Annotated in this window: 13 protein-coding genes; 12 read left to right on the top strand and 1 reads right to left on the bottom strand. The window is 38.1% G+C overall.

From position 1 onward, the window contains the following. The first annotated feature begins 222 nt into the window (after positions 1 to 222). The 9 genes from FBF83_RS11795 to FBF83_RS11755 all read left to right on the top strand — a co-directional run bounded on the left by FBF83_RS11795 (position 223) and on the right by FBF83_RS11755 (position 9556). The gene (locus FBF83_RS11795) at positions 223 to 1605 is read left to right on the top strand and encodes a copper amine oxidase (protein ID WP_420875133.1); all 1383 of its coding nucleotides are present in this window, start codon (positions 223 to 225) and stop codon (positions 1603 to 1605) included. A 236-nt stretch (positions 1606 to 1841) separates the two neighbouring features. Further along, entirely contained in the window at positions 1842 to 3080 is a 1239-nt protein-coding gene (locus FBF83_RS11790) for an ABC transporter substrate-binding protein (RefSeq protein ID WP_136947364.1), read from the top strand. Further along, positions 3049 to 3933, top strand: a complete 885-nt coding sequence (locus FBF83_RS11785; protein WP_136947363.1) for an ABC transporter permease — start codon at positions 3049 to 3051, stop codon at positions 3931 to 3933. The genes FBF83_RS11790 and FBF83_RS11785 overlap by 32 nt, the downstream gene beginning before the upstream one ends. Beyond that, positions 3933 to 4748: an ABC transporter permease gene (locus tag FBF83_RS11780; RefSeq protein ID WP_240688080.1), complete on the top strand. Its 816-nt coding sequence runs from the start codon at positions 3933 to 3935 to the stop codon at positions 4746 to 4748. Before FBF83_RS11785 ends, FBF83_RS11780 begins: the two co-directional genes overlap by 1 nt. A gap of 13 nt (positions 4749 to 4761) precedes the next feature. Beyond that, positions 4762 to 5751: an ABC transporter ATP-binding protein gene (locus tag FBF83_RS11775; RefSeq protein WP_169525408.1), complete on the top strand. Its 990-nt coding sequence runs from the start codon at positions 4762 to 4764 to the stop codon at positions 5749 to 5751. After that, positions 5748 to 6404, top strand: coding sequence for a TVP38/TMEM64 family protein (locus FBF83_RS11770; protein ID WP_136947361.1), 657 nt, complete (start codon positions 5748 to 5750; stop codon positions 6402 to 6404). Before FBF83_RS11775 ends, FBF83_RS11770 begins: the two co-directional genes overlap by 4 nt. A 17-nt stretch (positions 6405 to 6421) precedes the next feature. Then, positions 6422 to 7003 carry a CDP-alcohol phosphatidyltransferase family protein gene (locus tag FBF83_RS11765; RefSeq protein WP_136947360.1) on the top strand — a complete coding sequence of 194 codons (582 nt, stop codon included), beginning with the start codon at positions 6422 to 6424 and terminating at the stop codon, positions 7001 to 7003. Between the two features lie 15 nt (positions 7004 to 7018). After that, complete coding sequence (locus FBF83_RS11760; protein WP_136947359.1) at positions 7019 to 8446, top strand: dihydrolipoyl dehydrogenase family protein; 1428 nt, start codon at positions 7019 to 7021, stop codon at positions 8444 to 8446. Between the two features lie 18 nt (positions 8447 to 8464). Further along, a complete protein-coding gene (locus FBF83_RS11755) occupies positions 8465 to 9556 on the top strand; it encodes an FAD-dependent oxidoreductase (protein ID WP_136947358.1) in 1092 nt (363 codons plus the stop codon). Between the two features lie 68 nt (positions 9557 to 9624). On the opposite strand, the gene FBF83_RS11750 is transcribed toward FBF83_RS11755, so the two are convergent. Continuing rightward, on the bottom strand, positions 9625 to 12717 hold the full coding sequence (locus FBF83_RS11750) for an efflux RND transporter permease subunit (protein WP_136947357.1): 3093 nt from the start codon (positions 12715 to 12717) through the stop codon (positions 9625 to 9627). 146 nt (positions 12718 to 12863) lie between these two features. Here FBF83_RS11750 and FBF83_RS11745 point away from each other — a divergent pair, with 146 nt between their 5' ends. From FBF83_RS11745 to FBF83_RS20900, 3 genes are read left to right on the top strand one after another with little or no spacing between them, the layout of a single operon-like run. After that, positions 12864 to 13424, top strand: a complete 561-nt coding sequence (locus FBF83_RS11745) for a PadR family transcriptional regulator (RefSeq protein WP_136947356.1) — start codon at positions 12864 to 12866, stop codon at positions 13422 to 13424. A gap of 1 nt (position 13425) precedes the next feature. Then, positions 13426 to 13740, top strand: coding sequence for an iron-sulfur cluster biosynthesis family protein (locus FBF83_RS11740; protein WP_136947355.1), 315 nt, complete (start codon positions 13426 to 13428; stop codon positions 13738 to 13740). Positions 13741 to 13760: 20 nt separating this feature from the next. Continuing rightward, positions 13761 to 13922: a hypothetical protein gene (locus tag FBF83_RS20900; protein ID WP_169525406.1), complete on the top strand. Its 162-nt coding sequence runs from the start codon at positions 13761 to 13763 to the stop codon at positions 13920 to 13922. Positions 13923 to 13962 lie beyond the last annotated feature (40 nt).

The raw sequence follows: 13962 nt of genomic DNA, 5'->3' as shown, positions 1-13962 counted from the left end.
CTTTATTTGTACTCGCCTTTTTATCTTATCTTTGTTATTAAAGAAAAGAAGTAAATATTGAGAAAATATATAACCTACAGAAACCCTTATAAATCAGGGTTTCTGTAGGTTTTTAGAATTATATCGAATAAAAAAGAAAAAGAAATGTAGAAAAGAATGATCCAAAATGATCTTCCTTTCGTTAGCTGTGTGTAAAACAAAACAAGGGGAGTGGATTTGGAAATGAGAACGGAAAAGAATATGAAGAAGAAAGTAATAGATTGGAAAAAAGGACTTCTAATAGTGCCAATTAGTTTTTCACTATTAATCCCAACATCAGGTGCATTTGCAGATGATCATGGTAATCACATGGACAAGCCAACAGTTGAAACGGCTGCTGCTGATCTTCGAGCAGATCTAGGACATTTACTTAGCGAACATGCTTATCTTGCAGTAGAAACAATGAGAAAAGGTGCTGATGGAGCTGCAGACTTCGAGGCTTCTGCTGGCGCACTAAATGAAAATACAGAAGATCTTTCTGCAGCTATTACTTCAGTTTACGGCGAAGAAGCAGGAGCTCAATTTAACGAAATTTGGAGCAACCATATCGGTTTCTTCGTAGACTATGTGAAAGCTACAGGGAACGATGATGAAGATGCAAAGCAAAAAGCGCTTGATAACTTAGAAGGATACAAAGAAGAATTTTCTAAATTCATTGAGAACGCAACTGGTGAGCGCCTTGAAGCAGAAACGCTAGCTAAAGGTTTACAAGCACATGTTAATCAATTAATCGGTTCTTTTGATAGCTATGTTGCAGGAGACTACGAAGCGGCATATGAAAAAGAACGCGAAGCTATTGGTCATATGCACATGGTAGCAAAAGGTTTCTCAACTGCTATTACGGACCAATTCCCAGATAAGTTCGATAACACGAAAGCGGTAACTCCAGCTTCTGACCTTCGTGCAGGGCTAGGACACCTTCTATCTGAACATGCTGGTCTTGCTATGATGACGATGCAAAACGGTATTGATGGATCTGAAGATTTTGATGCTTCTGCTGCTGCACTAAGCAAAAACACTGATGATCTAACAGCGGCAATTACTTCCGTATATGGTGAAGAAGCAGGAAATCAATTTAAAGAAATGTGGTCTGGTCACATCGGTAACTTCGTGGAATACGTTCAAGCTACAGGTGCTGAAGACGAAGCAGCTAAAGAAAAAGCGCTAGAAGCTCTTGAAGCCTACCGAGCTGATTTCTCAAGTTTCCTTGAAACAGCAACAGAGGAACGCTTAGAAGCAGGAGCATTATCTGAAGGATTACAAATGCACGTAAATCAATTGATTACAGCATTTGATAGCTATACGACAGAAGATTATGATGCTGCTTATGATTCCGTACGTGAAGCATATGCTCATATGTATAAGCCTGCACAAGGACTATCAGGAGCGTTTGTAAATCAATTCCCAGATAAATTTGCAATGGAAGCAATGCCAACTGACATGCCAAAAACAGGAATGGGTGGTACAGCGGACCAGCAGTTACCTATTGAGTGGATCCTTGCAGCTGTCCTTGCAACGATGGCAGCTACTGGCGTGGTTGTTCGTAGAAAAATGCAAAAAAACTAAGCCATAAAAAGCTAAAGATAGAATAAAATATCCTATAATGAAAAAGCAATAGTCCTTAGGGCTATTGCTTTTTCTATACAAGAAAAGTTCCTTGTAAGTTGCATTACAGCATAGTCATAGTAATAAAGGTATAATTACATTAGGATAAGAGTACATAAGTGAATGATAAAACACAATCAGGTTCGTCAAAATAGACGCATGATTGCTACGATATAGAAGAGATAGGGGGATATGAAATGAAGTTGAAATCATTGCTACTAATAGGGATACTTTTTTTTATTGTTGGTTGTGAAAATGATAACGTAAACAAGGTAGAGAATGAAGATGTACTTTCAAAAAAATGGGGTGAAATTGAATCATCCTCTGAAGGTACAGAAGTGAACCTCTTTATGTGGGGAGGCGACGAAGGAATTAACCAATATATCGATGAGTGGGCTGCACCCAGATTAAAAGAAGAATATAATATTACGTTAAATCGCCAACCCATGAATACTGAAGAATTTATGCAGAAGTTATTAACAGAGAAAAAAGCTGGTAAGAATAAAGGAACAATTGATGTTATTTGGATTAATGGAGCAAATTTCAAAAATGCAAAGAATGGTGATTTGTTATTCGGTTCATTTACGAACAAACTTCCTAATTTCAATGAGTACATTGGATCAAGTGATCAAAATGCAAAATTTGACCAAGGGACGAAAATTGATGGGTTAGAAGCACCATGGGGAAATGTTCAATTTGTTTTCAATTACGATTCAAGCAAAATTGACTCACCTCCAAAAAACCTTGATGAATTAAAGCAATGGATTAAAGATCATCCAGGCAAATTTACTTACCCAAACGTTTCGGATTTCACAGGTAATACTTTCGTTAAGCATCTACTAGTACAAGGAGCGGGCGAAAATACTGATATCCTTGCAAAAGAGGTAAACGAAGACGTTCTCACAAAATCTGAAGACTACATTTGGGGTTATTTATCAGATATTAAACCTTCATTATGGAGGAGCGGCGAAACATATCCCGAGTCATTGACAAAACTCGATACTTTATACAGCCAGGGTGAAGTTTGGATGACCATGGGATTTAATAGTGCAAGAGCGGAAAGTCTAATCGCTAACGGAACATTCCCTGATAGCACAAAATCTTTTATTCTTGAACAACCAGGTTCAATCTCAAATACGCACTATCTTAGTATTCCATTTAACAGTCCAAATCCAGAAGGTGCGATGACTGTTATCAATTTTCTTGAATCGCCTGAAGCGCAAATTGCGAAAATGGATCCGGAAATGTGGGGAGAAGGAACGGTGTTGAATTATGATAAATTAAGTGAAGAAAACCAAAACAAGATAGAAAGTCTTGATAGAGGCGACAGTGTGCTTTCAACAGAAATCTTAAATCAGTACAAGCTTCCAGATTTAGATACAGGATATACGGAGTGGATAAACAATGAATGGGCAAATCGGGTTATTGAAAAATAAATGGAAAGCAGGGCTTTATCTGCTGCCTGCAGTGATGGCCATTCTCTTACTTGTAGGATATGGCATGTGGTCTGCTGTTGCCCAGAGTTTCCAAGCAATTGATGGCAGATGGACAGCTGATTCATACGTAAACTTGTTTCATAATCAGCTTTTCTTCGACTCTATCTTGCTAACAATACGTGTTACAACGATCGCTACGGTTCTTGCGTTAGCTATTGGCTTAGTTCTGACGAGACTGCTGTATCAATTTTTTAAGGACTCATCTGCAAAGATACTAGTCTGGATTCCAATTCTAATTCCCCATTTTGTAGCAGGCTATCTAGTTTTTTTGTTTTTCTCACAAAGTGGATTACTTTCTTCACTACTTTTTCAACTTGGTATCATAGATGATCGAGTCGGATTTCCGGTAATTGTTCAAGAACAATTTGGAATAGGAATCATTCTAACTTATGTGTGGAAAGAAGTTCCTTTCGTTATCTTAATGCTCTTGCCAGTTTATTACGAAATGGATCATCGTTATTCTGAAGTAGTCAGAACGCTAGGTGGTACTAAATGGGATTCGTTTAAAACAGTTGAATGGCCCTGGCTATTACCGATTCTTATTGAAACAGGCGTTATCTTATTTGCGTTTATTGCTTCAGCTTTTGAAGTTCCTTACCTGCTAGGTGTTACAAGACCAGAAATGCTCCCAGTTCGGGCATATGAATGGTTTTACGATGGAGATTGGAGTAATAGGCCTCTGGCATTTTCTTCGATGATTGTTCCTGGTTTAGTGGCTCTTCTTTTAGCGATTTCTTCGATCGGAGCTATACAGAAACACCGATTGCGATTGGTAAAGGGGAGAGTGCGGTAATGTTTCACTCGTTAAATATAGGGAAGAAAAAGATGACGAACATTTTGATAGTATTATTATTTATTCTATTATTTATTTTGCCATTCCTAACGATCATAATGAAAAGCTTCTCAGTTGGCTGGCGTTGGCCTGATTTACTACCCAATGGTTTTGGTATAGAGGGTTGGAAGATTATTTTTCGCGATCCCTCATTAATTGAAGCCATTTTCACGACAATAAAATTAGCGCTGATGGTAGTGGGATTGAATTTACTATTAGCCATTCCTGCTGCTAGAGCATTATCCACTTACACGTTTCACGGTAAGTCAATAATTGAAGCCTTTTTGCTATCTCCTATCTTAATACCCGGCATTCTAATTGCGATGGGACTGCAATTTACTTTAATTCAATATGGATTGGCTGATCGGATGGCAGGTGTTGTATTAGTGCACTTAATTCCAACATTACCATATGCTATTCGAATAATGAGAGCAGGCTATGAACGAATGGGAAATGGTCTCCATGAACAAGCCATTGTCCTTGGTGCAGGTCCTCTGATACGTTTTCTAACTGTATCACTGCCTCTTCTTTTGCCAAGCATAAGAAGTTTAATGCTTCTTACCTTTGTGATTTCGCTTGGGCAGTATGCACTTACAGCTATTATAGGCGGTGGTACGGTTGTAACCTTACCATTATTATATTACCCTTATTTTTCAGGCTCGAATGAAGCGGTAATTGCTGGTTTTTCAATTATTTTTGCTTTATTGCCACTTTTATTTATAGGAACAGCAGAAATTTTATTAAGGCTGGTAATTCGAGCAGTTAATCGCGTTTGAAAGGAAGATGGTCTTGAACCAGCTATTGCAATGTAACACACTCAAGAAAAATTATTCGCAAACTACTATCCTTAACGATGTCACATTTTCTTTGGAAAAAGGGGAGCATTTTACTGTTGTTGGACCATCGGGTTGCGGCAAAACTACCCTTCTTAGATGTCTGGCTGGTTTAGAGGTAATCGATGGTGGCGATATCATACTGAATGGAAAATCACTTGTTACAGCAAAACCAGAAGACCGTTCAGTTGTTCTCATGTTTCAGGATGCGTTGCTATTTCCACATCTTACGGTAATTGAGAATGTGACATATGGCTTAAAAAGAAGAAAAACATCAAAAAAAGATCGTATAAGACAGGCTGAAGAAATGCTCGAAAAAGTTAAGTTAACTAGGTGGAACAATGCTTATCCACATGAACTTTCTGGAGGTCAAAAACAACGGGTATCCTTAGCCAGAGCACTGGTACTTAAACCTGATCTACTTCTTCTTGATGAACCATTTAGTTCCCTGGACGCAACTTTGCGTGAATCCCTTAGAGGAGAAGTGAGGGAGTTGTTAAGACAGGAAAATATTTCTTCGTTATTTATCACACATGATCGTGATGAAGCGATTGAGATGGCTGATCGACTTGCTGTGATGGATAATGGTGAATTTATCCAAATTGGTCTTCCTTATGAAGTCGTTACTAACCCTTCAAGCATCGAAAGTGCAATGATTATAGGGGAAGGAATGGCATTAGAGGAAGGATTTATACCTCTTAACAAAGTGAGTGCGGTCAATGAGAATGAAATGATAGAACCTAACTTTATATCGATTCCTGGTAAAGTAACTGCTATTACCGTGAAAAACAATCAACCATGCTATCGAGTTTCCTGGGAAAAGGGTACGGTTCTTGTGACTTCTAGAACACAACTCCATCAAGGAGAAAGCGTCTATTTAAAAGCCGGTAGAGGGACTATAAAAAATTATATCAATCAGGAAAAGCATCGGAGACAAATTCAATGACAATGAGAACTTTATTAAAGGGATTATCCTTAACTGTCGTTCTTTTTATTATTTATTTCTTAAATCAGTATGTTTTTGACTTTCGTCCTTCCACAATTCGAGAATGGATTTCATCGTTTGGCTTCTATGCTCCTCTTGTTTTCCTTCTGATCTGCATAGTTAGACCCTTCGTACTTTTTCCTACTTCAATTCTTTCTATTGCAGGTGGATTGGTTTTTGGTCCTTATCTAGGTACGTTACTGGTCGTAATTGGAGGATCAACGGGTGCCTTTCTATTTTTTGCATTGGCAAGAAGATTAGGATTACAAATTCTTCCGAAATCTTGGCGCAGGCGCGGTGAATCACTTGAAAAACGACTTTCAGAGAATGGGTTTGTTTATGTACTTCTTTTAAGATTAGTACCCTTTCTCCACTTTGATCTTGTGAGCTACGTTTGTGGGGTTTCATCCGTAAATCGTCGGAAGTACTATATGGCAACGTTACTTGGCATGCTACCAGGAGCTCTCGCCTTAAATTTCTTAGGCGCTAGTTTTCTATCGAATAATTTAGAAACCATTATGATCGCAGCAGCTGTCTTATTGTTGTTATTGCTAGTTAGCTTATATATCCGTAAGAAAGTTTTTGGATCTGTAATGGAAGAGGAACTTAAATAGGAAAGGATGGTGCTGTCTTGCTAGATACACATGCTAGAAAATATGTTCAGCCCATCATGGATCGAACAGCGAACTTGTTGTTACGGGTTGGGCTTAGTGCAAACCAGGTGACAATTCTTTCATTTATAATTGGCGTTTCATCTGGTTTGTTCATTTATATCGATCAGTTTGCCTTGGCGATTGTAGTTCTATGGCTTTCAGGTTTTCTTGATGCTGTGGATGGGACAATGGCCAGAAAGACGAAGCCTTCTTCCTTTGGGACTATATTAGATGTCAGCTTTGACCGAGTAGTTGAAATTAGCGTTATCCTGGGTCTAGCTTTTCGTTTTCCAAGCTCGATGTGGGCACTACTGTTATTAAGTACATCCATCATTTTTGCAATGACCATTTTTTTGACTGTTGGAGCTGTGTCTGACAAGAGAGGAGTTAAATCCTTCTATTACCAAGCAGGAGTGGCGGAACGTACAGAAGGATTTATATTGTTTACGGCAATGATTATCTTTCATGATGCTTTAACAATACTAACGCTAGTTTTTTTAGCAATTGAACTTTTTACAGCTTTCCAGAGGCTGGCGGAAGCAAAGCGAATATTAGACTAGAGGAGATGATGAAGTATGCAGGAATATGACTTAATCGTTATTGGTGGAGGTTCGGGTGGATTAACTGCAGCATCGGGTGCAGCAAGTATGGGTGCAAAGGTCGCATTAATTGATGACCAGCCTGGACTTGGAGGAGATTGCTTGCATTTCGGATGTGTGCCTTCAAAGGCTTTTATTACTGCTGCTAAGGAAGTACATGCAGTCTACAAAGGCGCCGCTGAGTTCGGCCTAACTGTTAGTGGAGATGTTCTGTTTGAACGGGCGATCGAGCGTGTAAAAGAAGCTATTGATGAAATTCAGGAAATTGATAGTGATGAACGATTTGGAAAACTCGGAGTCGATATTTATAGGGGGAAAGGCGCATTCAAAGACGAACACACGGTTACGATTAATGATGAAAATCCTATTAAAGGGAAGCGCATCGTGATATCAACTGGCTCTAGCCCTAATGTTCCTCCAATAGATGGAGTAGAAAATGTATCCTTTATTACGAATGAAACGATTTTCAATCTCGATCATCTTCCAAAAAGTGTTGTTTTCATTGGAGGAGGACCTGTTGGTCTTGAACTTGCTCAATCACTATCAAGGTTTGGGTCAAGTGTCACAATACTAGAAACCTCTGAATCGATATTCAAAAAAGAAGATCATGAGGTCATTCCAATTGTAACAAAAGCACTTGAAAAAGAGCTTTCCTTCGTTTTCGAAGCAGATGTAACAGGCATCTCTGAACAAAATGGCCACAAAGTAGTGACCTATAAAGTGAACGGTGAAGAAAATACAATTGTATCAGAAGCTATTATGATGTCGACAGGGAGAAAACCAAATACAGCTAAGCTTAATCTTGAAGCAGCAGGAGTAGATGAAAGCAAAGGATATATTACTGTGAATGAATCTCTTCAAACAAGTAAATCTCATATCTATGCAATTGGAGACGTAAACGGTGCTTTCCCATTCACTCATGGGGCTGGTATGGAAGGAAAATTAATTGTACAAAATGCAGTCTTTGGTTTGAAGAGAAAAGTGAATTATGATAATGTTCCTTGGGTTACATATACGGAACCTGAAGTTTTTCATCTCGGTTTAACAGAACAAGAAGCTAAGGAAAAGCATGGAGAAGATATTCGCGTATTTAAGGTTGGAACGGATGACGTAGATCGCTTCATTGCTGAGCGAAAAAAAGATGGTCTTGTTAAAGTCATTACAGACAAGAAAGGTCATATTCTCGGTGCGCATGCTGTTGGGGAAGACTCTGGTAGCTGGATGCAAGAAATTGTATTTGCCAAAGAACACGGTCATAAGATTGGTGATATATCGACAGTCATTCATCCCTATCCAACCAAAGGTGCCATTCTAAATCAAGCAGCAGATATGTATTGGAGAGAAAAGCTATTTGATGGGTGGTTACCTAAGGTATCCGAGAAGTACATCAAATGGGTTAGGTAATTGAAAAGAGGAATTTGAATGAAGAAGCTATTGTTAATTGGAGCAGGACATGCCCATCTCCATATTATGAAGAAATTCCAGGAAGAACAACTTGATATTGAAGTAACGATTCTTTCTCCTTCAGACTATCAATATTATTCCGGGATGTTCTCAGGTTATATGGAAGGTGTTTACAGTGAAAAAGACATGCGTGTGCATCTTCCTTCACTCGCCGATCTCGCAGGAATAACCTTTATAAAAGGTGCTGCGTTATCAATTGATGCGAAAGGTAAGGTAGTATTAACTGAAAAAGGTGATGTCCTTTCTTATGATCTTCTTTCTATGGATATAGGATCATATACAGCAGGGATTGATGTCCCAGGCGCTAGAAGTCATGCGCTACGTATTAAACCAAATTATCGTATTGAAGAAGTGGCTGAAAAGATGTGGGGAGCTGAATACCCTGTTGTTGTAGGAGGGGGAGCAGCAGGTATTGAAATTGCTCTTTCTCTAACTGCTAGGAGGAAAAAGGAAGGTAAGAAAGCTGTTACCTTAATTTCACACTCTACTCTACTACAGTCATCTTCTTTAAAAGCTCAATCGAAAATAGAACAAATTGCAAGAAGCAAGAAGATGAATTTAATTTTGAAAGAAAAAGTAGCGAATGTAACTACAACTAGTGTCATAACTTCTGGTGGCAAAGAAATACCTTATGATCAACTACTATGGTTAACTGGACCAAAAGCACCTGAAATGTTCAGAGCTTCTAAATTGCCAATAGATGAAGCTGGTTACTTACTTGTTGAAGATACATTACAGGTGAAAGAGTATCCAGCAATCTTTGCAGCGGGAGATTGTGCAACACTACGTGATTATCCTGACCTGCCAAAAGCAGGTGTTGTGGCAGTTAGGCAATCAGAAGTGCTCTGGGAGAACATTAAAGCTTTCTTACAAGAAAAAGATGGTGTTCGGTTTCAACCTAAGAAAGCTTATTTATCCATACTTTCAACGGGTGAAAAAGAAGGTTTACTTCTATATGGGAAAATCACACTCCATCATAACCTGTCATGGAAATTGAAGAATAAAATTGATAGGCGTTTTATGGAGAAGTATAAAACAACTAACTTGTAATTTAATAAGGTCGAGAAAAGAAAGGAGCGATTCCCCAAATGGATAGGGGAATCGCTCCTTTTGGAGTTTTATGAACCTTTTTGTTCTTTTCTAGCTGTTTTAAAGAAGAACAATTCATAGATAACCGGTACGATAATTAATGTAAGCAATGTGGATGTGATTAATCCACCAATGACGACAATCGCTAGCCCTTTCGAAATTAATGTGCCTGATGATGTTGTAAGTGCAAGCGGGATTAGCGCTGCAATTGTAGCAAATGCTGTCATCAAGATAGGACGTAGACGTGTTTTTCCGGCTTCTACGAGTGCGTCACGAATGCTCATCTCTTTTTCATCTCGATTTTGACCAATACGGTCAACTAAAACGATAGCGTTGGTTGTTACAATCCCAATTAACATAAGCATACCTATCATTGCACTTACAGAGAGGGGCTCATTAATTGCAAACAAACCAATTAATGCACCGAAAGGTACAAAGATAAGTGATGAAAGAATGATAAATGGAATCCTTGCTTTCCCAAATGTAATTAACATGGTTAGGTATACGAGACCAATGGCAACGACCATCGCAAGGCCAAGTTGTTGGAAGGTTTGGATCGTATCATCACTACCACCACCTCCAACGACTTCAACAGATGAAGGAAGCTCTAGGTCATTGTTAACGCCATTGATTACTTCTGTTGATACCGTGCGTATATCATCACTTTCGATTTGACCGGATACACGTGCAAAAACTTTTCCATCGAGTTTTTGTATGGAAGTGACATTATCTACTTCCTTAACATCAGTGACCTCGGATAAATTAATCTGTCCCTGAGAGGTGAAGATCTGGGTTTGTTTCAGTTCGTCGATCGATTGAAGTTTCTCATCATAAGTTAATTCAATCGAACGTTCTTCTTGATCAAGATTTAGTTTTCCTACGGAAACTGGTTTTGTTTGGTCAGATACTGCCCCAAGAATTTGATAACCTGATACACCGTATTCTGCTGCTTTCTTAGGATCAATGTCAACAATCCATTGTGTTTGCTTTTCTGATAAGTTGTTCGATACATATTTAATGTCATCCTGATTGTTCAGGAAATCTTCTACAGTATTAGAAGCTTCCTGAAGCTCATTTAAGTTGCTAGAGTATAGGTCAATATTAACGTTGTTGTTCGAAGGTGGCCCTCCTGTTTGTTGTTCCTGTATTCCTAGTGTGGCTTCAGGTGCAAGCTCTTTAGAAATGTCTTCCATTTCTTTTTGAAGGTCACTAATCACAGCTGAGACGTTAGCATCATCTTGTAAATTAATAAAGTAGCTTGCTTGATTCTCTCGTTTAAGACCTGTTGTAAAGTCACGACTTCCAACGCCAGCAGTCACTTCTTTAATATCATCTTTATCACTGAACATCTTTTCAAGTTCTAGTGATACTTCATTTGTTTTTTCTAGTGTTGTGGAAGAAGGCAATTCAATGCTTGCAACGAGCGTTTTCTGTTCTTCGTTTGGTAGAAATGTAAAGCCTAGCTGAGGAACAATGGCAAACGATCCTCCAAGTAGAAGGAACGAAAGGACGATTACAACGGCTTTGTGATTCAATGATTTATGGATCAGTGATGCATACCACCTTTGAAGAGCACCTTCTTTAGCTTCATTAGGCACTTTTCTAAATGAATACTTTGCTAATATTGGTACAATCGTAATTGCTACAATAAGCGATGCTAATAACGCAAAAATAATCGTTAAGGCAAAAGGTAAAAAGAATTCCCCTGTAATTCCACCAACAAATCCAAGTGGGAGAAACACTACTACAGTCGTAATAGTAGAAGAGGTAATGGCTTTAAGTATTTCTTTTGTTGAGTCCAGAATAATTTCGTCGCTCATGCCTTCAGAAGATTTTCGTACTCTTCTAAATATGTTTTCAATCACCACGATACTATCATCTACCACACGACCTACTGCTACGGCCATGCCTCCTAGTGTCATGATATTTAGTGTGATACCGAGTTGATTCATAAAGATTACAGACACAAGTAGTGATAATGGAATAGAAATAATAGCAATGAATGTTGCACGGAGATTGCGCAGGAAAAGTAGTACCGCAATCGATGCAAAAAGAGCTCCAAGGAGTCCTTCTTTTACAAGTGTTTCAACAGATTTCTCTATCCCTGCTGCAGAATCAAAGCCAATTGCATAATCAACTTGATCACTATAAGTTTCAAGAACTTTTATGGTTTGATCAGCTACTTCAACCGTGTTGGCATCCTGTTTCTTTGTTACAGCCATAGAAAGAGAATCTTTAAGGTTATATCTTGTTATTTCTGGACGATCAGTAATTGCATTAATTTCAGCAATTTCTTTCAAAGTAATCTGAGGACTTTGTTTATTTGAAGCTCCTTCTGGAGCCGAGGAAGGTGCACTATCACCTTGTTGAGCTGAGTTGCTGAAACTTTGTCCTTTAATCGGAAGATTTTTAAGTGAGTCTAGGGATTCAAGGTCTTCTTCAACTCTCACAGGGATTTGAACACTATCATCGGTAATGTTTCCTGCTGGGAAAGATAAGAACTTGTCATTGATTTGTTGTTTAATTGATTCAAGGGTTAATCCATTCGCGAGTGCCTTCTCTCGGTCAATTGTGATTTCAACAACTTCTTCTTGCAAACCGCCAACAGATACGCTGTTAATACCTTGAATCTTATTCAGTTCGGGCATAATGTCTTCTTCAACTAGATTTTGAATATCTTCTCCTTTCTCCTTAGGGAAAAGAGAAATGTTATAGATTGGAAAAGAACCGAAAGAGAAACGATTAACCTCTGGTGTTACGTTCTCAGGAAGATCAGTTTCCTTAATGAATGAATTGACCTGTTGTTCAACGTCATCCATATTAGTGTCAAAAGGAAACTCCATATTGATAATTGAAATACTTTCGTAAGAAGTACTTTGAACTTTCTTGACGCCTTCAACAGCGCTAAATTTGTCTTCTAATTTAGCTGTTACTTGCTCATTCACATCTTGAGGAGAAGCTCCTGGGTAGACCACTTCAACCGAAAGTTGAGGGAATTCAATGTTAGGGAGCAGTTCTACTTTCAAATTTGTAAAAGAATACACACCTCCCAAAATGAGTAGAAAGGATAGAATAAAAACGGAAACAGGGTTCTTTAAACTAAACCGTGTCAAAAAATTCATTGAACATTTCCTCCTTGCTTGATATGTGCTTATTCACATATCAAGCTTACTCATAGAAAAGTAGTATTGCAACTCCAAATGTGCAAAGATCTTGTAAAGACGTTTATAATAGAGATGAAGCAAATTGCTGAAAAGGAAATGATGATATGGCTTTACGATATGCTCTTCTTGGATTACTTACTAAAAAACCATCAACTGGATATGAGTTAACTCAACAGTTTAAAGAAACAATGATCCATTTCTGGTCAGCGCACCATACTCAAATTTATCGAGAGCTAGGTAAAATGGAAAAAGAACAATTGGTAAGCTTTAAAATTGTTCCACAGGAGGATTTACCAGATAAGAAGATTTATTCGATTGAAGAGCGAGGTTATAATCAACTCATCGAATGGTTAGCACACCACACCGTTGATCCACCCAAAATGAAAAATGAACAATTGATGCGCGTCTCATTATTTCACTTAATACCAAAAGATGAAGCGATTCAATTTCTCGAAAAAAGTAAAGAGCACCACCAAATGGTACTCCAACATATGGATAGGTGGAAGGAAGAGCATGGTGTTGATAAACATATCCAAAAAGATCGATTGGGTGAATATTTAACACTTGAATACGGTAGAAGACAAATGAGAACATGGATTGAGTGGTGTGACTGGGCTATTGAGTTTATAGACGTTATTATAGAAGAGCAAGGAGAGGATAATTGATATGAAAGTAACATTTACAGATAAAGCGATTGAGAAATTGGAACATGAGCCAGAAGGTTTTTTGAAATTACATTATGACATTGAAGATTGCGGATGTGTCGTAAATGGCGTAACGCAGTTAATTCGTGAAGATGAACAGGGTAATTTCAACATGGAACTGGAATCGAATTTCAGACCAGTGCGAATTCAAGAACAGTATGCTGTCTTTTTTGATGAAGAATTGAAAATTGACTATCTTCCTAAACATCAGTGCTTTATGCTTAAAAGTGATAATGAAATTCTAAATCCAAGAATGAGATATATTAGTAAAGGATAAATATAGGAGGACAATGATACGTGACGTTTGCAATGTATTTTCTAATATTCTTCGTTGTTTTTATGGTAGTCAAAGGTATTCTGAATTTATTTAAAGGTCAAAAGATGGACCGTATTACATTAGTTGGTGGTTTGGTTCTAGCACTTATTTACAGTACGATTTTAACAATCGTAAAGGGATGAAAAAAGCACACAACATTGTGTGCTTTTTTTATTGAGTTTA

It is taken from the genome of Guptibacillus hwajinpoensis (genome assembly GCF_005144865.1).
In the GTDB taxonomy this organism is placed as follows: Bacteria; Bacillota; Bacilli; order Bacillales; family Guptibacillaceae; genus Guptibacillus; species Guptibacillus hwajinpoensis_A.
This window is presented reverse-complemented; position numbering and strand designations above follow the sequence as displayed.

Bases quoted from the DNA above. Each gene is read 5' to 3' on its own strand.
- FBF83_RS11760 (WP_136947359.1), top strand. From the start codon at position 7,019: ATGCAGGAATATGACTTAATCGTTATTGGTGGAGGTTCGGGTGGATTA.
- FBF83_RS11755 (WP_136947358.1), top strand. From the start codon at position 8,465: ATGAAGAAGCTATTGTTAATTGGAGCAGGACATGCCCATCTCCATATT.
- FBF83_RS11780 (WP_240688080.1), top strand. From the start codon at position 3,933: ATGTTTCACTCGTTAAATATAGGGAAGAAAAAGATGACGAACATTTTG.
- FBF83_RS11790 (WP_136947364.1), top strand. From the start codon at position 1,842: ATGAAGTTGAAATCATTGCTACTAATAGGGATACTTTTTTTTATTGTT.
- FBF83_RS11795 (WP_420875133.1), top strand. From the start codon at position 223: ATGAGAACGGAAAAGAATATGAAGAAGAAAGTAATAGATTGGAAAAAA.
- FBF83_RS11750 (WP_136947357.1), bottom strand. From the start codon at position 12,717: ATGAATTTTTTGACACGGTTTAGTTTAAAGAACCCTGTTTCCGTTTTT.
- FBF83_RS11770 (WP_136947361.1), top strand. From the start codon at position 5,748: ATGACAATGAGAACTTTATTAAAGGGATTATCCTTAACTGTCGTTCTT.
- FBF83_RS11745 (WP_136947356.1), top strand. From the start codon at position 12,864: ATGGCTTTACGATATGCTCTTCTTGGATTACTTACTAAAAAACCATCA.
- FBF83_RS11785 (WP_136947363.1), top strand. From the start codon at position 3,049: ATGAATGGGCAAATCGGGTTATTGAAAAATAAATGGAAAGCAGGGCTT.
- FBF83_RS11740 (WP_136947355.1), top strand. From the start codon at position 13,426: ATGAAAGTAACATTTACAGATAAAGCGATTGAGAAATTGGAACATGAG.